The organism is Gilliamella sp. B2838 (assembly GCF_026536185.1).
Lineage (GTDB): Bacteria > Pseudomonadota > Gammaproteobacteria > Enterobacterales > Orbaceae > Gilliamella.
This window is the reverse complement of sequence record NZ_JAFNOO010000002.1, coordinates 208,603-227,091: the sequence shown is the minus strand read 5'-3', so window position 1 is coordinate 227,091 and position 18,489 is coordinate 208,603. Positions and strand designations below refer to the sequence as shown.

The window sequence follows — 18,489 nt, the reverse complement described above, 5'->3', positions numbered from 1 at the left end:
ATTACTTGTGATAATTGGTTACGTTAGTTATTCATGCCTTGCTTTTCGTGCTAAATAATTACCAAGACTTTGTACGAGTTGCACAGTGATAATTAATATCACAACTGTAATAATGACAACGGTTGTATCAAAACGTTGATAACCATAGGATATGGCTAAATCTCCAATCCCGCCAGCCCCAACTGCACCAGCCATAGCCGTTGCGCTAATTAAGCCTATTGTTGCTGTCGTCAGGGTTAAAATTAAAGAGCTAAAAGCTTCGGGCAACATAAAGTGCCAAATAATTTGTAATGGTGTTGCTCCCATAGACTCAGCGGCTTCTATAATGCCACTATTGACTTCTAGCAGTGAGTTTTCGACTAATCGCGCAATATAAGGCGCGACGTATACTGTTAGGGGGACAATTGCTGCTGCTGTACCGATCGAACTGCCTACAATGAGTTTAGTGAAAGGTAAGATCGCTACTAATAAAATAATAAACGGTAAAGAGCGTAGCAGATTAATTATTGGGTTGATGATTCGATATATTTTACGACTTTCTAATAATCCTGATGGTCGTGTGGTGACTAAACAGATACCTAGAGGAATCCCCAGTAACGAACCTAGTACCAAAGCAAAAAACACCATTATTAAGGTTTCGTACGACGCTTGAATAAATTGTTCAGCGGTTAGTGTAGTGGCAAAACAAGAACTTAAGTAATTGATAATATTATTTAAGGTTTCCATTTAATTCCTCTCCCATTGTTTAATCTCGGTGACTTGTACACCACACTGACGTAGATATAGTACTGATTCTTCAATATCATTGTTGTTGCCTTTTAATTGAACAAACATACTGCCGAGTACTGTTTTTTCAATTTCTGACATATGGGCAAACAAGATGTTGACGACTACTTTTTGTTTTAATATCAGCGAATTGATGACAGGCTCTGAGGCTGATCTTCCTAAAAATTCGAGTTTGAATAATTGGATATTATCTTTATCACCTTCTATTTCAATTAAGTTTTCAACAACACCAGTTGGGATCTGGTCATTAATCACAGAACTGACAAAGTTTTGAGTAGTATGATGCTTTGGATGACCAAATACGTCCAGTACATTACCATGCTCAATAATTTGACCTTTTTCCATTACCGCGACTTTATGACAAATTTGCTCAATCACATGCATTTCATGAGTAATAAGTACTACAGTGATCTTATATTTTTCATTGATTTTTTTGATTAAATCTAAAATTGATTGTGTTGTTTGTGGATCAAGCGCTGAAGTCGCTTCATCACAAAGTAAAATATCAGGGTCATTCGCCAATGCACGGGCAATACCAATGCGCTGTTTTTGTCCACCAGAAAGTTCCTTAGGGTAGCTATTGGCTTTATCACTTAATCCCACAAACTCTAATAGCTCATAAACTTTTTGTTTTATTGTTTGCTTATCTTTTTTGATTAAAATTAATGGAATAGCGATATTTTCAAATACAGTTTTAGATTCCAGTAAATTAAAATGCTGAAAAATCATGCCAATTTTTTGTCTTACATGACGTAAGTCAGCATTTGATAATTGATTTAGTTGTTGATCTTGGACAATAACATTTCCTGTTGTGGGTTTTTCAAGAAAGTTAATTAAGCGAACTAAGGTACTTTTTCCTGCTCCACTATAGCCAATAATGCCATAGATATCACCTTTATCAATGGTTAAATTAATATTGTGCAGCGCCTGAGTGGTGATGCCGTTTCGCTCATATTGCTTAGAGACATTTTCAAATTTAATCATTATTTAATACCTGTTAATTGGTGTTCTAATTCAATTAATGCTTGCTTAGCAAGTATATATAAATAATTTACAGCTGGCATTATCATGTCTATGTTGATTTCAAATTTTGGATGATGAAGCGCATAAGGGCTTTGTGAACCGAGATTAATAAAAGCCCCCGGTACTTGATGTAGATAGTGGGCAAAATCTTCACCACCTAGTTGCGGTTTAAAATCGATTACTTCATAACCCATTTGCTTAGCGATTGACTGGGCAAATGCAACCCATTTGCTATCGTTAATGACAGAAGGTGGACCATCAAACCATCTTAATTCGGCTTTTGCGCCCATGGCAATCGCGATGTTTTCAATAATACTTTGTAGTTGTTGTTTTACTTTTGCCCTCACTTGTGGTGTTAAAGTTCGCACAGTGCCTTCCATTTCTACTGTTTCGGGGATGACATTCCAAGTGTTACCACCTTGAAATTTTGTGATGCTAACAATAACTGCATCAAGTCCACTTATTGTTCGGCTAGAGATTGTTTGGATGGCACTAACAATTTGAGCCCCTATCACAATGGGATCGATTCCCGATTCTGGTCTTGCTGCATGGGCTCCGACCCCTTTTATTGTGATTTCAATGCGATCAACATTGGCCGAAAAAGGGCCAGCACGTGATGCCATCTGATTGATGGTTAAATTGGGGTTATTATGGAGCCCCAATATTGCATCAACCCCTTTCAATGCACCAATATCTATAAATTGTAATGCGCCGCTAAAGTTTTCTTCTGCGGGTTGAAATAATAAGCGAATCGTACCTTTTAAGTCTTGTTCGTGTTGTTTAAGCAAGTAAGCTGCACCCATTAGAATCGACGTATGTACATCATGGCCACAAGCGTGCATGACATCGGGCGTTTGAGATTTATAATTGCAGGCTGTTTGTTCATTAATCGGTAATGCATCAATATCTGCACGTAATGCGAGCACTGGTGAGCCTGAGCCTATTTCTGCTATGACGCCTGTTTTTGCACCAAGCTCTAAAATTCGAATATGTGCCTTTTGTAAATAATACCTAATTGTTTTGGTCGTTTCATACTCTTGATTAGAAAGCTCAGGATGTTGATGTAATTTTCTAAAAAGCTGATGAATACTGTCTGCAATTGATTCACTCATGGTATATCCAACAAATAATTATAGATAGTATTAACGTAGCATAGCTTAATTTAGCAACCTAATAATCGTTTTTTATATCTTATTCCAAAAAGTTATAAGATAGAATAACTTGGAATAAATGAACTATTTTTTCTATGCTAGAGTAGGGTTAAGTTTATAGCTTATTGGGGATAGTTAATATGAAGCATCGTTTTACAAAATTGCATAAAAATATTTTGGTTTTATCGATATTAAGTTTTCTATTTTTACTAACAGCTTGTGATAATTCTTCAAAGCAAGCCAATAATCAAACTAAAAAAGAGATTAGTATGGGAGTATCACCAGGGCCTTATAATGAATTATTTAAAGACGCAGTGAAACCCATACTTGAGTCTGAAGGTTATAAGGTGAAATTAGTGAGCTTTCCACATTTACTTGAGTCAGATGTCGCTTTAAGTGAGGGCAGTATTGATTTGACCGTGGCACAGCACACCGCTTATATGAATGTGTTTAATACTCAGCGTAAGGCCAACTTGAAACCCGTTGTACATGTACCATCTGTACCCGCTGCGATATTTTCAAATAAATATAATTCGTTACAGCAAGTGTTTAAAGGCGCGAAAGTTGCTATTCCACAAGATGCATCTAATGCTGCCCGTTCGTATAATTTGCTTGAAAAAGCCGGTTGGATAAAGTTAAAACCGAATACCAATCCTATTATTGTAAGTAAAAATGATATCGAGCAAAATATTGCCGGCATTACTATTATTGAGATGGATTCGGCTAATATTCCTCGCGTGATGAATGATTTAGATTTTGCCGTTATTCCTGGTAGCATTGTTTACTCAGCGAATATTGATCCGAATAAAGCATTACTGTTAGAAACGATAATTCCAGATTTAGAAATTATGGTGGTCGTTAATGCGGGCAATGAAAATAGTCAATGGGCCCAAGATGTGAAACGTATTTATCAATCTCAACAGTTTAAAGATTATATGCAAGCGCACAACCAAAATGGTTATTGGGTGATGCCACAAGAGTAGTTTAATCGCTTATTTTAACAAGCTCAGTTTGTTACGAGCTTGTTAATATCTTGGCATGTTTTTGTCAACCATTAATGCCCAAGCATCTATACCTCCAGTCAAATTATAGAGATAATCAGTATCGAAGCCATTTTCAGCCAAATAATTTGCGACATTTAAACTTCTTACGCCATGATGACAATAAATTACAATATCAATTTCATCGGGGATTTTATCTAAATAAAGCGGGATCAGATTCATTGGAATGTGCATTGCATCCTCAATTTTGCAGAAATTGACTTCGCTAGGTTCGCGCACGTCAAGTAAAACCAGTTTGTGTTGTTGTTTTAGTTTTTGAGCAAGCTCAATAGTGGTGATGGATTTTATAGGTATCATATTAAAAACTCTAAAAAAATGTTGTGAACAAGTTTAAGCTAAATACTTTTTTTGAAAAAAACAGCGCTAATTATTACAAGTTATCATCCTATTAATGATTAATAGGATGATAATGATCATTTAAGCGGCTAATGCTTTACTGATTTTTTCATAGAGATCTTTAGATAGATGTTCTATTTTTAGTAATGCATTAAGCGCTTGTCGCATTTGCTCTTGTCGTTTTTCATCATAACGTTTTAAACGAATAAGTGGATCGATTAAACGTGCTGCAACTTGAGGATTTTTCTGATTTAATTCTGTCAAAATTTCGACTAAAAATTGATAACCACTGCCATCTTGTGCATGGAAGGCGACAGGATTGTTATTGACAAATGCACCGATTAAAGAGCGAATGCGATTTGGGTTAGTTAGCGAAAATGAACGGTGATTTAATAGTTTTTTCACCGTTGCTAGTACTTGCTTATCAGGGCTTGTGGCATTTAAAGCTAACCACTTATCCATCACGAGTCCATCTTGATGCCATTTATTATCAAAATCGATTAGTAGATCTTTTTGGCAATTAAGTTGAGCTTTAACAGCCGTTGTTAATGCAGCAAATGCATCAGTCATGTTATCTGCATGATAATATTGCTGGCTAACTAGATGTGTTACTTGTGACTTATCATCAGCGTAAGCGAGTAGTGTTAAACACGCATTTTTTAATGAGCGTTTTGCAATATCAGCATGAATAATTTGATATTGTGTTGTTTTATTATGTTGATAAACCGCCTGTAATTCATCATAAAGTTCATTTGCAAAACAGGTTAATAGAAAGTGGCGCACTTGATAAATGGCCATTGGATCAACAACAGCAAAAAGATTAGCTATTTCATTTTCTGAAGGTAAAGTTAATATTTGGGCGATAAGAGCAGGATCGGTTGATTCTGATAATAATACTGCTCTAAAAGCATCTAACACTGTTTGCGGTAAGGTTAGATCCTTTTTATGTTGGTAATTATCAACATTACTACGTATATATTTTGCTAAAAGCATTTGTGCAGCATCGTAGCGACTAAATGCATTGGTTGCATGTTGCATTAAGAAAATGAGTTCATCATCTTGATAATGATATGTTAATTTAACCGGTGCTGAAAAATCACGTAACAATGAAATAATCGGTTTTTCATCTATATGATCAAAAACAAATTGCTGTTTAGTCTGGGTAAGATTTAATACATGGTTAATCGATTTACCTTGTGATTGCAACGCAATGACATCACCATTGCGTCGATACAGTTCAATATCAACTGGGATATGTAACGCTTGTTTTTGCTGTTGATCTTGGGTTGCAGGCGTATGTTGCTCAATTGTTAAAGTATAGTGTTGACTTGTTTTATCATAACTATCAGTAACGGTGAGCTCTGGGGTACCTGATTGACTATACCATAATTTAAATTGGGTTAAATCAATGCCTGAGGCATCTTGCATAGCTGCAACAAAATCATCGCAGGTAGCCGCACTGCCATCGTGACGTTTGAAATAGAGCTTCATGCCAGCTTGGAATTTTTCTTCGCCTAATAGTGTATGCATCATACGAATAACTTCTGCCCCTTTTTCATAAACGGTAACAGTATAGAAATTATTCATTTCAATAACTTGTTCAGGACGAATAGGGTGAGACATTGGGCTTGCATCTTCAGCAAATTGTACTGTGCGCATAATTTTAACATCATTGATTCGCTTAACCGCTCTTGATCCCATATCAGAACTAAATTCTTGATCACGAAAAACTGTTAAACCTTCTTTCAAACTGAGTTGAAACCAATCCCGACAGGTAACACGGTTGCCTGTCCAGTTATGAAAATATTCGTGACCAATGACGCCTTCAATTCCTAAGTAATCATCATCAGTGGCTGTTTCGGGTTTAGCTAGTACATATTTTGAATTGAAAATATTAAGCCCTTTGTTTTCCATTGCGCCCATGTTGAAAAAATCGACGGCAACAATCATAAAAATATCTAAGTCATATTCTAAGCCAAAACGGGTTTCGTCCCAGTGCATCGCATTTTTTAAGCTGGTCATGGCCCATTTTGCACGATCTAAATTACCTTTATCGACATAAATTTCTAGTTCAACGTTACGTTTTGATTGGGTGATAAAATGATCTTTTAAAATATCAAAATCACCTGCAACTAAGGCAAATAGATAAGCCGGTTTTGGAAACGGGTCTTGCCACTGTACCCAATGACGATCGTTGCCAAGTTCACCTTGAGCAATGCGATTACCATTAGAAAGTAAATAAGGATATTGTTTTTTATTGGCCGTAATTCGAGTTGAAAATCTGGCTAACACATCGGGTCTATCTAAATAGTAAGTAATGTGGCGAAATCCTTCAGCTTCACATTGTGTACAAAGTGCATCCCCTGAAACATATAGTCCTTCAAGCGCGGTATTATCAATTGGTCTGATTTCGTTAACAATGGTTAAAGTAAATTCAGATGGAACATTTTTAATGATTAATCCTGTTGTTGTGATTTGATAATCAGTCCAAGGTTGTTCATCAATATTTACTGAAACCAATTTAAGTTCTTCACCGTCTAAAATTAAATTGTCAGCGTGAAGATTTTTTTTGATAACATGACTACGGGCGATAACTGTTGTTATTTCTGCCGCTAAATCAAAATCGAGGTCGATGTCAGTAATTGTAAAGTCGGGTGTTTTATAATCTAAGCGATGTTTAGCTGTAGGTTGTAATTCAAGTGTTTGGCTATTCATTGTTATTAAGACCTTTTCGTATTTGCTTAATTTGTTAGCTGTATTGTTTTTATTATAGCTGATTAAAAATAATCTGACTTAGATAATTAAGCTATATCTTCATTATTATTCTGCTATAATCTTGAGAATTTCATTTAGAGTATTAACAATAAGTTCACATGTTACCAGCTATAATTACATCAATTTTAGATACTGATGCTTATAAGTTGCATATGCAGCAAGCCGTTTTTCATCGTTACCCTGATGTTACTGTTGTTGCCGAGTTCCGTTGTCGAAGTGATGATTTATTAGGAAAATATGCTGATGAAATTAGGCATCAAGTTAAATTAATGGAATCGCTAGCACTTTCTTATGATGAGTTTACTTATTTGTCGGGCATCTCTTTTTTTAAAACTGATTATTTAAATTGGCTTAAAAATTGGCGCTTTGATAGCCATTTATTGACGATAAGTAATGAAGATGGGGTGTTAGTCATTCGCATTGAAGGAAAATGGTTAGATGTTATTTTATGGGAAGTGCCGTTATTAGCTGTAATTAGTGAAATAGTACATAAAGATCGCTCACCAAATATTGGAGTACCGGAAGCATTAAACCGACTCAAGCAAAAATTGGCAAAGTTTGCAGATCAAACAGCCAATATTGATATGTCCGGTTTTAATTTAATGGATTTTGGTACCCGTCGGCGTTATTCCTTTGCTGTACAAGAAGCTGTTGTGAGTTATCTAAAATCACACTTTGATAACTTTCATAGTACTAGTAATTATTTATTGGCTTATCGTTTAGGATTAACACCGGTTGGTACTCAGGCTCATGAATGGTTTCAAGCACATCAACGCTTAAGTTCAAACTTACAAGATTGCCAAAAAACGGCTTTGCAAGTGTGGTTAGACGAATACCCACAAGATTTAGGTGTTGCGTTAACTGATTGTATTACGATGGATGCCTTTTTACGGGATTTTGATTATTATTTTGCCTCTCATTATCAAGGGCTTCGTCATGATTCGGGTGATCCCATCGAATGGGGCGAAAAAGCGATCAGCCATTATCAAGCATTAGGCATTGATCCTAAAACGAAACTATTAGTCTTTTCTGATAGTTTAAATTTTGATAAAGCGCTCAATATTTATAAACACTTTAATCATCGAGTACAACTATCGTTTGGTGTAGGTGGTTTTTTAGCGTGTGATATTCCATCAAACGATGTAAATACTAAAGCGTTAAATATTGTCTTAAAATTAACCGAATGTAATAACCAATCGGTTGCTAAGTTATCTGATAGTCCAGGTAAAACGATATCGCAAGATTTAGCTTTTATCGATGAGTTAAAGCGTACATTTAGTGTCAAACATTAATAGTAATTAATGCGTTAAATGTTATTAATATGACAAAATCAACATGAGTATTAAGGATGATATTTGCTTAATATTGCTTGATTACACGATGGCTGTAATTTCAAGGTAAATCATCCTGAGATACTTAAATATTATTTGATAAACTACTATAGAGATGGATAATTAAAATGATTTCAGTTGCACCTATTGTTGATGTGTTACAAGGCAAGATAGCTGTTGGAAGCACTATTTCAGTTCAAGGTTGGGTTAGGACCCGACGTGATTCAAAAGCTGGTATTTCGTTCCTAGCTGTATATGATGGTTCATGTTTTGACCCAATCCAAGCGGTAATTGAAAAAGATCTACCGAATTATGAACAAGATATTTTACGTTTAACTGCGGGCTGCTCAGTCAAAGTCACAGGTACTGTTGTTGAATCTCCAGGACAAGGTCAGCAATATGAATTGCAAGCAACACAAGTTGAAATTTATGGCTTTGTTGATGATCCAGAAACTTATCCTATGGCGGCTAAACGTCACTCAATTGAGTATTTACGTGAAGTTGCTCACTTAAGAGCTAGAACCAATATTGTTGGAGCGATTACACGCGTTCGTCATACACTTGCTCAAGCAATCCATCAGTTTTTTGATGAGCGAGGCTTTTTTTGGCTTTCTACACCAATCATTACCGCATCAGATACTGAAGGTGCGGGCGAAATGTTTCGAGTTTCGACACTGGATCTGTTAAATCTACCAAAAACTGACAAAGGTAACATTGATTTTGATAAAGATTTTTTTGGTAAAGAGGCTTTCTTAACGGTTTCAGGGCAGCTCAATGCTGAAACTTATGCTTGTGCCTTGTCTAAAGTTTACACTTTTGGTCCTACTTTTAGAGCAGAAAATTCAAATACAACCCGTCATTTAGCTGAGTTTTGGATGATGGAGCCAGAAGTTGCTTTTGCAGATCTTGATGATAACGCCAAACTTGCCGAAGATATGTTGAAGTATGTTTTCAAAACCGTACTTGAAAAACGTGCCGATGATATGCAATTTTTTGCCCAGCATATCGATAAAGATGCGATTAATCGTTTAGAAAGCTTTATCAGCGCAGATTTTGCACAAGTTGACTATACTGATGCCATTACTATTTTACAAAATTGTGATGCTAAATTCGAAAATCCAGTAAGCTGGGGAATTGATTTAGCTTCTGAGCATGAACGCTATTTAGCTGAACAACACTTCAAAGCACCTGTGGTAGTTAAAAATTATCCAAAAGATATTAAAGCGTTTTATATGCGTATGAATGATGATGGTAAGACTGTTGCTGCTATGGACGTATTAGCACCGGGTATTGGTGAAATTATTGGTGGCTCACAACGTGAAGAACGCTTAGATATGTTAGATAAACGTATGGATGAAATGGGACTTAAAAAAGAAGATTATTGGTGGTATCGTGATTTGCGCCGCTATGGTACTGTGCCTCACTCAGGATTCGGTCTCGGTTTTGAGCGCTTAATTGTATATGTTACTGGTGTACAAAATGTGCGTGATGTTATTCCTTTTCCAAGAACACCACGCAATGCAAATTTTTAATATGATTAAATTGTAAACCATTCGCTTACTAGGTTTATTATAAAAACGATTTGTATAGATTTTATTGAAATAATGATTAAAAAATAATCAAACAGGTGTAATTTTAAGGTTAGACATCTTATTTACTAAAAAGTTCTCTTGATTTTAAAAAAAATTTATACATAATTTACGGTACTGTAAAAAGTAGATAAAAATAATAGAAGTACTATTGTTTTTGGATGAATGATTTTTGTACAAATGACACATAACTTAGTGGATAGTGTCAATATTAAAATAACCGTGAGGGTAAAAAATGAAACGTAATCTATTAGCAATCGCTATTCCTGCACTTTTAGTTGCAGCTGGCGCAAATGCATCTATCGAAGTATGGAATAAAGATGGTAATAAAGTTGACTTTTATGGTCGTGTAAAAGCAGCTAACAATATCACTGATCGTTCACAAGTTAATGAAGGTGATGATACTTCTGCTCGTTTAGGTATGTCTGGTCAAACTCAAATTACTGACAGTGTAACAGGTTATGGACGTTGGGAGTACCAAGCAGATGCAGGTAAAAATTCAGATAATGAAGTGCGTTATGCTTTTGCTGGTTTAAACTTTGGTGATTTTGGTTCATTCGATTATGGTCGTAATGACGGCGTGTTAAAAGCAATCACAGCTTATACTGACGTATTACCACAATTTGGTGGTGATGCAGCAAATAACAAATGGAACGTGCTTTCAAGTCGTAGTAAAGCAGTTGCTACTTACCGTAATAACAATGTCTTTGGTTTAACTGATGATGTTAGTTTTGCTGTACAATATGCCGATAATGGTGATAATTCTAATACTAGTGATAGATTTAAAGGTGATGAAGATCATCATGATTCAAGAGAAGCTTATGGTGCAAACGCTCAATGGCGTATTTTTGATACTGGCTTAACTGCTGGTGCAGGTTATGCACAATCTACTTCAAGTGATCATCGTCATAATACTTGGACTGCTGGTCTAAAATATGATAACTACAATTTATATTTAGCCGCTAACTATTTCCAAAGTAAATTAAAAAACCATGGTGTCTGGGAAAAAGCTACAGCTTTATCAGATCAAGATGATGAAAACCGTTTAGGTAATGCTGACCAAAAAATCAAAGGTATTGAGTTGGTTGCTCAGTATGGATTTGATTTAGAAGTGGGTCGTTTAACACCTTCTTTAGCTTATGTACAACATAAGTTGAAAACTGATTCTTTCTCTAATGCTGGTGAACACCATAGTTCTAGTAATTCACCTCTAGTGAAATATGTATCTTTAGGTGCAACTTATGATCTAAATAAAAACTTTAGTGCGATTGTTGAATACAAATTCAATTTACTTGATCGTAATGACTTAGGTGCTTATAGAAATACTAAAGGTTCAGACCTTGAACGTTCAAGCAAACCAGGTACTAAAGATGTGTTAGGTGTTGGTTTAATTTACCAATTCTAATTTCTATTCTTAATATCTTATAAAAAGGCACTTAGGTGCCTTTTTTTATCATTATTGAAATTTATTTCATATCAAAACACATTTTATGCTTAAAAAATTTTATAGTAAGTATTAAAATTATCGTAAATTTTTAGAATTTATTAAATAAACATTGTTAAATATACTACGTGCATTATTTATTGGTCATTGTTGGTTAATATTAATATTGCATAAAACGTATAATTACTCTGGATTAGTAGTAATTTATGGGTCAAAAGCAAAATATTTTGCCTTATTTAGTAATATAAAAATACCTACGAGGGTAAAAAAATGAAACGTAATCTATTAGCTATTGCTATTCCTGCATTATTAGTTGCAGGTACTGCAAGCGCTTCTATCGAAGTATGGAATAAAGACGGTAATAAAGTTGATTTTTATGGACGTGTTTATGCACTAAATTATATCACCGACCGTGATAATCAAACCGGTGAAGGTGATAAAACCACTGCACGTTTAGGTATGTCAGGTCAAACTCAAGTTACAGAGAACATTACCGGTTATGGTCGCTGGGAGTACGAGGCAAAAACTGGTTCAGATGCTGAAAACGAAACACGTTATGCTTATGCAGGTATGAACTTTGGTGATCTAGGTTCATTTGACTATGGTCGTAATGATGGTGTGTTAAAAACGTTAACTTCTTATACTGACGTATTACCTGAGTTTGGTGGTGATGCATCGGACAATGATCTCTATGCATTAAGTGCTCGTACTAAAGCGGTTGCAACTTATCGTAATAGTGATTTCTTTGGTTTAGTAAACGGTTTACGTTTTGCTGTTCAATATGCCGATAATGGTGATAACAGCTCAACAAGCTATTTTAATAAACATGATCGTGATGGTCACGACAGTGCTGAAGCTTGGGGTTCAGTAGTTGATTGGGATGTATTAGATACAGGTCTATCTATTGGTGCTGGTTATGCGCAAACTGGTGGTCATAAAGATGCAAAAGCTTGGTCAGCTGGTGTGAAATATGATAATAACAACCTTTATTTGGCCGCATTATATATTCAAGGCAAACAAAAATATGGTTGGGAGAATACTTTAACTACTCATAGTACTGATGATTTAAAAACTAAAGGTTATGAAGTTGTCGCACAATATGGTATCGACTTTGATATTGGTCGCTTAACCCCATCTGTTGCTTACATTCAACATCGTGTACAAGATGCTTCAAGCTATTCAAGAAGTGGCGATGCAGGACTTAAAGGTAATGATTTAATTAAGTATGTTGATGTTGGTTTGACTTATGACTTCAACAAAAATCTACAAGCTATCCTTGATTATAAAATCAACTTGTTAGATAAAGACGATATTGGTGCTCGCCGTGCTTTATATGGTGATAGCAAATTTGGTGGATCACAAATTAAAGCAACGACTAAAGATACTGTAGCATTAGGTTTAATTTACCAATTCTAATTACCCGTAAATTAGGTTTTTAAAAGGCACTTAGGTGCCTTTTTTATTGTCTTAAATCTAAGCAAATAACGCTTGCACTTTAATACATACTCTGTTAAAAACTATCGAATAATCATCGATAGGGATAATAATGATGCTTTACACAACGCGTAAATTGGCTGCCAAAAAAAATATTGCTTTAGTTGCTCATGATCACTTAAAAAGTACTTTATTAAATTGGTGTAGAAAAAACCGAGCAGAACTTGCACATCATAATTTATGTGGTACCGGCACGACAGGGAATTTAATTAAAAAAGAGATAGGGTTAAATATTACCCCAATGTTAAGTGGTCCAATGGGTGGTGATCAACAAATTGGTGCATTAATTGCCGAAGGTAAAATTGATATACTCATCTTTTTTTGGGATCCACTTAATGCAGTACCGCATGACCCAGATGTTAAAGCATTATTGCGTTTATCAACAGTTTGGAATATACCCGTTGCGACGAATGAAGCAACAGCTAATGCGTTAATTCAATCAGCTATTTTTACCCAAGAAGTTGAAATTGAAATTCCTGATTACCAAAGATATTTAGCTGAAAGAGTAAAATAAGTGCCAATACCGTCGCAAATTCGTAAAACCGGTAAACAAATATTACTACTAGATAATTTATTTATTGTTCTAGGATTTTATGTTGTTTTTCCATTGGTTTCGACACACTTTGTTAGTCAAGTTGGTTGGAGTGCTTTATTTGTCGGTTTTGCTTTAGGATTCAGACAATTTGTACAACAAGGATTTGGTATTATTGGTGGTGCTATTGCTGATCGCTTTGGTGCTAAACCGATGATTGTTTGTGGAATGTTTTTACGTTGCGTCGGGTTTATATCAATGGCTATTGCTAGTCAACCTTGGCTTTTATTACTATCTTGCTTACTTTCTGCTTTAGGTGGATTACTGTTTGATCCACCACGCATGGGACTGACCATCAAGTTTACCCGCCCACATGAACGCGGTAAATTTATTTCGCTGTTAATGATACAAGATAATGCTGGTGCAGTGATTGGTGCGCTTATTGGTGGTATTTTGATTGATTATGATTTTCATTTAGTTTGTTGGTGCGGCGCATTTATCTTTTTCTTATGTGGTCTTTTTAACCTCTTCTTTTTGCCTGCTTATCATATTGCTATTGGTAAAGCACCCATTGTTAATGGTATGAAAATGGTGCTTAAAGATAAAAAATTTACACGTTATGTCTTAACACTAACGGGTTATTATGTGCTTGGAGTACAAGTCATGTTGATGCTACCGCTAACTATTACCAATATTTCAGGAAGTTCAAGTTATGTGAAATGGATGTACGTGATTGAAGCAACTATCTCATTAATTCTGCTTTATCCTCTTGCCCGGTTTAGTGAAAAACATTTTAGATTAGATCAACGCCTTAAATTTGGATTACTTTTGATGTCGTTTGCCTTTATAATAATTGGATTTACATCCCAATTATCTATTTTGCTATCTCTTATAGCGCTTTTTTACCTTGGTGCAATTATTGCAGAGCCGGCTAGAGAAACTTTAGCAACCGTGTTAACTAATCCAAAAGCCAAAGGTAGTTACATGGGATTTAGCCGATTAGGGCTTGCTTTAGGCGGATTTATTGGTTATACCGGAGCAGGATGGCTTTATGAAATTGCAATCAAGATGGGTTTTCCGCATTTGCCGTGGATTATTTTAACGTTAATTGGATTATTAACGTTAGGTTATTTACAATATCTATTTAAAGATGAACCACCTTTCAATTTAGTCAAGATGAAAAAAATTGATTAATTTCACCATATTTAAATAGAATTGCTTCACCAGTGTTTAATTTATGCCAAGTTTCATTTGAAGTTAACGGCATAGTTGAAATAATAGTAACAATATCATTTGGTGTAGTATGCTTTTGAAAATCGATTTCAACATCTTCATCAATTAACTTTGCTTTGCCAAAAGGTGCTTTGCGCGTAATCCAATGTAAATTAGTTGAACAATAAGCAAAGACATATTGCCCATTAGAAAGCAGCATATTAAATATGCCAAGTTGATTCAGTTCAAGTGCACATTGTTGGATATAAGTAAAAAGCTCAATATCATCAGTCGGTTGTTTTGGATATTTTTTATGTAACTGATTAATTAAGTAACAAAAAGCATACTCACTGTCGGTTAATCCAACTGGTTGAAAAATTCCCATATCCAGCTTTTCGTAATCAGTTAATTGCCCATTGTGGGCAAAAGTCCAATTTTTCCCCCACAATTCTCGGGTAAAGGGGTGTGTGTTTTCAAGCGCTACCCCTCCACGATTTGCTTGACGAATATGCGCGATAACAGCCTTGGATTTAATTGGGTATTGTTGTACCATTTTAGCGATAGGTGAATAGCTACAAGGCTCAGGATCCTTAAACGTTCGACAGCCTTTACCTTCATAAAAGGTAATACCCCAACCGTCTTTATGTGGTCCTTTATCTCCGCCACGTTTAATTAAACTCGTGAAGCTAAAACAAATATCAGTTGGCACGTTAGCGCTCATACCCAATAATTCACACATTTTAAGCCATCTCTTTTTCAATTAGCATAATTAAAATATGAATAACTTTGATATGGATTTCTTGTACACGATCAGCATAACCAAAATGTGGTACACGAATATCGACATCAGCCAGTCCATTCATTTTACCGCCATCTTTACCGGTTAATGTAATGATTTTCATCCCTTTTTGTTTAGCTACGTCTATTGCTTTTAATACATTAGCCGAATTACCTGACGTTGAAATACCTAATAATACATCGCCTTTTTGTCCAACACCTTCAACATAACGTGAAAATATAGAATCAAATCCGAAATCATTGCCTACACAAGATATATGACTAACATCTGATATAGCTATTGCAGGATAAGCTGGACGATTATCACGGTAACGACCGGTTAACTCTTCAGCAAAATGCATAGCATCACAATGGGAACCACCATTGCCACATGATAAAACTTTACCACCTTGTTTAAATGCGTTAGCTATAAGCACAGCTGCTTGTTGGATTTTGTGAAGATTGCCATCATCCGAAACAAAATTTACCAATACATTTAGTGCTTGGTTGAGTTCATCACGAATAGCATCAATATACATCTAAATTACCTCATAAAAGAAAAATCTTACTACCATTGTAGTCCGTTCAAAACTGCTTGCAAGGGATAATAAAAATAAAATGATAGATAGTGAAAAAAGTTGAAGTAAATTTAATTTATTAGCATAAAAATCAATCATAAAAAATTAACAAAATTGTTTAATTAAAATTTTTTTATATTACTCAAACTATTTAAGTTCTCATAAATAAAATCTTTGTATTTATTTTCCAATAAATTGTTAATCAAAACGAGGTTGTAGCGTTATTTGCTGATAGGATAAGCCTTCAAATCATGATATAATCAGCAAATATTTTCACCTACAATTAATCAAAGTGAAATTGCATTTATAATCGAACGATAAGGAATCACTATGCAAACAGTTAAAGGTAAAGTTGCTGCACCAAAAGCGAAAGTCGCTATAATTGTGGCACGTTTTAATCATTTTATTAATGAAAGTTTAGTTAACGGTGCTGTTGACGCGTTAACGCGTATTGGTCAAGTTGATGAAAAAAATATTACGGTTATTTGGGTACCGGGCGCCTATGAAATTCCGCTTACTGCAAAAGTTGCTGCACAATCTAAAAAATATGATGCTATTGTGGCTTTGGGGACAGTAATTAGAGGAAGTACTGCACATTTTGATTTTGTTGCAGGCGAATCAAGCTCTGGCCTATTAAGTGCTAGTTTAGAATTTTCAATTCCAGTCGGTTTTGGCATTTTAACGACTGAAAGCATAGAACAAGCCGTTGAACGTGCTGGCACTAAAGCAGGTAATAAAGGTGCTGAAGCTGCATTAACTGCACTGGAAATGCTTAACGTTATCAAAACAATTAAGGAGTAATTTAGTGGCATTAGTTAATCCTCGTCGTCGAGCAAGAGAATGCGCCGTTCAAGCAATTTACTCTTGGCAAATATCTAGAAATGATCTTGCTGATGTTGAGACAAGTTTTATGACTGAACAAGATATGAAAGGTGTTGATACGAAATATTTTCGAGAGTTACTTCATGGTGTTGCTAAAAACACTACAGAGTTAGATGAAAAAATGGCACCTTATCTTACTGAGCGAACAGTAGATGAGCTTGGTCAAGTTGAGTTAGCCGTATTAAGAATTGCGCTTTATGAATTAACCAAACGTCACGATGTACCTTATAAGGTTGTTATTAATGAAGCTATCGATTTAACTAAAACTTTCGGGGCAGAAGATAGCCATAAATTTGTCAATGGTGTTTTAGATAAAATTGCGCCAACCATTCGTACACGATAACCAATTATTTTGAGATAAATATGAACGATAATACTGAAAAAAATAAACCAGCTATTTTTTACGCTACAACTAATGACCCTAAAAAGCATTCTCGAACTAATAAAGAAAAAATTAGTGGGCATAAAGATAATCGCAAAGATAATTCTTTTCAGTTTAACGCTAAAAGAAGAGATAAGCGTAATAATGATCGAATTGAAACGTTCAAACCTAAAGCGGCTAAAACAGGTTTTGTCAAACAAAGTATTATTGTTGAAGTAAATAAATCTACGTACGATTTACAAGATGAAAACGAATCCCCTTGGCGCAAAAAAGTACGGGATAATGATCAAAGCCCTACATTTGGTTATGATGGCTACCGCCAACGTAAAGAAGAAACTTTAGTTTATAGTGAAAACAGTTGTAAATCGGTTTTTAAGCACCGCCGCGCGGCAATTGTAAAATTGTTCATTACGCAAGAAATGACTTATCAATTTAGGGATTTAATTAATTGGTTAGTTAAACAACGTTTAGGCTACGATATTGTTTCAAATGAGCAAATTGCCAAAATAACTCAAACTTCGCATCATGGTGGCGTTTGTTTGATCGTTAAAAAACGCGTTGCTATCACTATGTTTGACTATTTAGACAAATATCATGATAAACAGCAAGATTGTATTTTAGCGATTGATGATGTAAATAATCCCCATAATTTGGGTGGATTAATTCGTAGTGCTGCATTTTATAAAGTAAATGCTGTAATGCTACGACAAACTAATTTACTCGATAGTGGCGCAGCTATGCGGGTGGCAGAAGGTGGAATTGAAGCAGTTGAATCAATAAAAAGTGATGATTTTATTGTTTCACTTGATCAATTCAAACAGCATGGTTATCAAATTATTGTCTTATTACCTTGTCAGGTAAAATCAATTGCCTCAACAGAATTAGCAAAAGTTGAGTTTCATAAAAAAACGGTATTAGTCATATTCCAACAAATTAATATAAAATTAGTACAATGTGCTGATGTTGTGGTTCATTTGAAGGGGAATGATAACATGCCTTCACTTAATATCTCTGTTGCAACAGGTATTACTTTATCCTCAATGCAATATTAAAATATTTGATGTTATTGTTGACTATTTACTATGTTGAATAGTCAAAGTAAAAAAATGCTACAAAAACATTAAAATAGCATCAAT

General features: G+C 35.0%; 17 protein-coding genes. 10 read left to right on the top strand and 7 right to left on the bottom strand.

Annotated features, from left to right (window positions below):
* Window positions 1–27 precede the first annotated feature (27 nt).
* Genes J3U63_RS02875 through J3U63_RS02865 form a run of 3 tightly spaced genes read right to left on the bottom strand, consistent with a single transcriptional unit; the run spans window position 28 to window position 2,921 of the window.
* Complete coding sequence (locus tag J3U63_RS02875) at window positions 28–726, bottom strand: methionine ABC transporter permease (protein WP_267348319.1); 699 nt, start codon at window positions 724–726, stop codon at window positions 28–30.
* A complete protein-coding gene (locus J3U63_RS02870; protein WP_267333690.1) occupies window positions 727–1,770 on the bottom strand; it encodes a methionine ABC transporter ATP-binding protein in 1,044 nt (347 codons plus the stop codon). It abuts the gene before it with no gap.
* Window positions 1,770–2,921 (bottom strand): amidohydrolase, encoded by a 1,152-nt coding sequence (locus J3U63_RS02865; RefSeq protein ID WP_267370385.1) that lies wholly within the window; start codon window positions 2,919–2,921, stop codon window positions 1,770–1,772. Before J3U63_RS02865 ends, J3U63_RS02870 begins: the two co-directional genes overlap by 1 nt.
* Window positions 2,922–3,100: 179 nt before the next feature.
* Here J3U63_RS02865 and J3U63_RS02860 point away from each other — a divergent pair, with 179 nt between their 5' ends.
* Window positions 3,101–3,943 carry a MetQ/NlpA family ABC transporter substrate-binding protein gene (locus J3U63_RS02860; protein ID WP_267333688.1) on the top strand — a complete coding sequence of 281 codons (843 nt, stop codon included), beginning with the start codon at window positions 3,101–3,103 and terminating at the stop codon, window positions 3,941–3,943.
* Window positions 3,944–3,985: 42 nt separating this feature from the next.
* Here J3U63_RS02860 and J3U63_RS02855 read toward each other — a convergent pair whose 3' ends face one another.
* Window positions 3,986–4,315, bottom strand: coding sequence for a rhodanese-like domain-containing protein (locus tag J3U63_RS02855; protein ID WP_416381285.1), 330 nt, complete (start codon window positions 4,313–4,315; stop codon window positions 3,986–3,988).
* Between the two features lie 123 nt (window positions 4,316–4,438).
* On the bottom strand, window positions 4,439–7,072 hold the full coding sequence (gene pepN, locus J3U63_RS02850; RefSeq protein WP_267370381.1) for an aminopeptidase N: 2,634 nt from the start codon (window positions 7,070–7,072) through the stop codon (window positions 4,439–4,441).
* A 158-nt stretch (window positions 7,073–7,230) separates the two neighbouring features.
* On the opposite strand from pepN, the gene pncB reads away from it, so the two are divergent.
* The 6 genes from pncB (at window position 7,231) to mdtH (ending at window position 14,716) form a co-directional block, all read left to right on the top strand.
* Window positions 7,231–8,424 (top strand): nicotinate phosphoribosyltransferase, encoded by a 1,194-nt coding sequence (gene pncB / locus J3U63_RS02845; RefSeq protein WP_267348311.1) that lies wholly within the window; start codon window positions 7,231–7,233, stop codon window positions 8,422–8,424.
* A 170-nt stretch (window positions 8,425–8,594) separates the two neighbouring features.
* Window positions 8,595–9,995, top strand: coding sequence for an asparagine--tRNA ligase (gene asnS / locus J3U63_RS02840; protein WP_416379728.1), 1,401 nt, complete (start codon window positions 8,595–8,597; stop codon window positions 9,993–9,995).
* 292 nt (window positions 9,996–10,287) lie between these two features.
* Window positions 10,288–11,457: a porin gene (locus J3U63_RS02835; protein WP_267343610.1), complete on the top strand. Its 1,170-nt coding sequence runs from the start codon at window positions 10,288–10,290 to the stop codon at window positions 11,455–11,457.
* Window positions 11,458–11,766: 309 nt separating this feature from the next.
* Entirely contained in the window at window positions 11,767–12,912 is a 1,146-nt protein-coding gene (locus tag J3U63_RS02830; protein WP_267343609.1) for a porin, read from the top strand.
* Between the two features lie 133 nt (window positions 12,913–13,045).
* Window positions 13,046–13,504 carry a methylglyoxal synthase gene (locus J3U63_RS02825; RefSeq protein ID WP_065634807.1) on the top strand — a complete coding sequence of 153 codons (459 nt, stop codon included), beginning with the start codon at window positions 13,046–13,048 and terminating at the stop codon, window positions 13,502–13,504.
* Window positions 13,505–14,716 (top strand): multidrug efflux MFS transporter MdtH, encoded by a 1,212-nt coding sequence (gene mdtH, locus J3U63_RS02820; RefSeq protein WP_267370380.1) that lies wholly within the window; start codon window positions 13,505–13,507, stop codon window positions 14,714–14,716.
* Here the strand turns inward: mdtH and J3U63_RS02815 are convergent.
* Together J3U63_RS02815 and lpcA are read right to left on the bottom strand one after the other, a co-directional pair.
* Window positions 14,694–15,473 (bottom strand): class II glutamine amidotransferase, encoded by a 780-nt coding sequence (locus J3U63_RS02815; RefSeq protein ID WP_065634773.1) that lies wholly within the window; start codon window positions 15,471–15,473, stop codon window positions 14,694–14,696. The genes mdtH and J3U63_RS02815 overlap by 23 nt on opposite strands.
* Window position 15,474: 1 nt before the next feature.
* A complete protein-coding gene (gene lpcA / locus J3U63_RS02810; protein WP_267333680.1) occupies window positions 15,475–16,050 on the bottom strand; it encodes a D-sedoheptulose 7-phosphate isomerase in 576 nt (191 codons plus the stop codon).
* Window positions 16,051–16,419: 369 nt separating this feature from the next.
* On the opposite strand from lpcA, the gene ribE reads away from it, so the two are divergent.
* From ribE to J3U63_RS02795, 3 genes are read left to right on the top strand one after another with little or no spacing between them, the layout of a single operon-like run.
* A complete protein-coding gene (ribE, locus tag J3U63_RS02805; protein WP_065634775.1) occupies window positions 16,420–16,890 on the top strand; it encodes a 6,7-dimethyl-8-ribityllumazine synthase in 471 nt (156 codons plus the stop codon).
* A gap of 4 nt (window positions 16,891–16,894) precedes the next feature.
* Window positions 16,895–17,314, top strand: coding sequence for a transcription antitermination factor NusB (gene nusB, locus J3U63_RS02800; protein WP_267333679.1), 420 nt, complete (start codon window positions 16,895–16,897; stop codon window positions 17,312–17,314).
* A 20-nt stretch (window positions 17,315–17,334) separates the two neighbouring features.
* On the top strand, window positions 17,335–18,405 hold the full coding sequence (locus J3U63_RS02795; protein ID WP_267333678.1) for a TrmH family RNA methyltransferase: 1,071 nt from the start codon (window positions 17,335–17,337) through the stop codon (window positions 18,403–18,405).
* The last annotated feature ends 84 nt before the right edge of the window (window positions 18,406–18,489 follow it).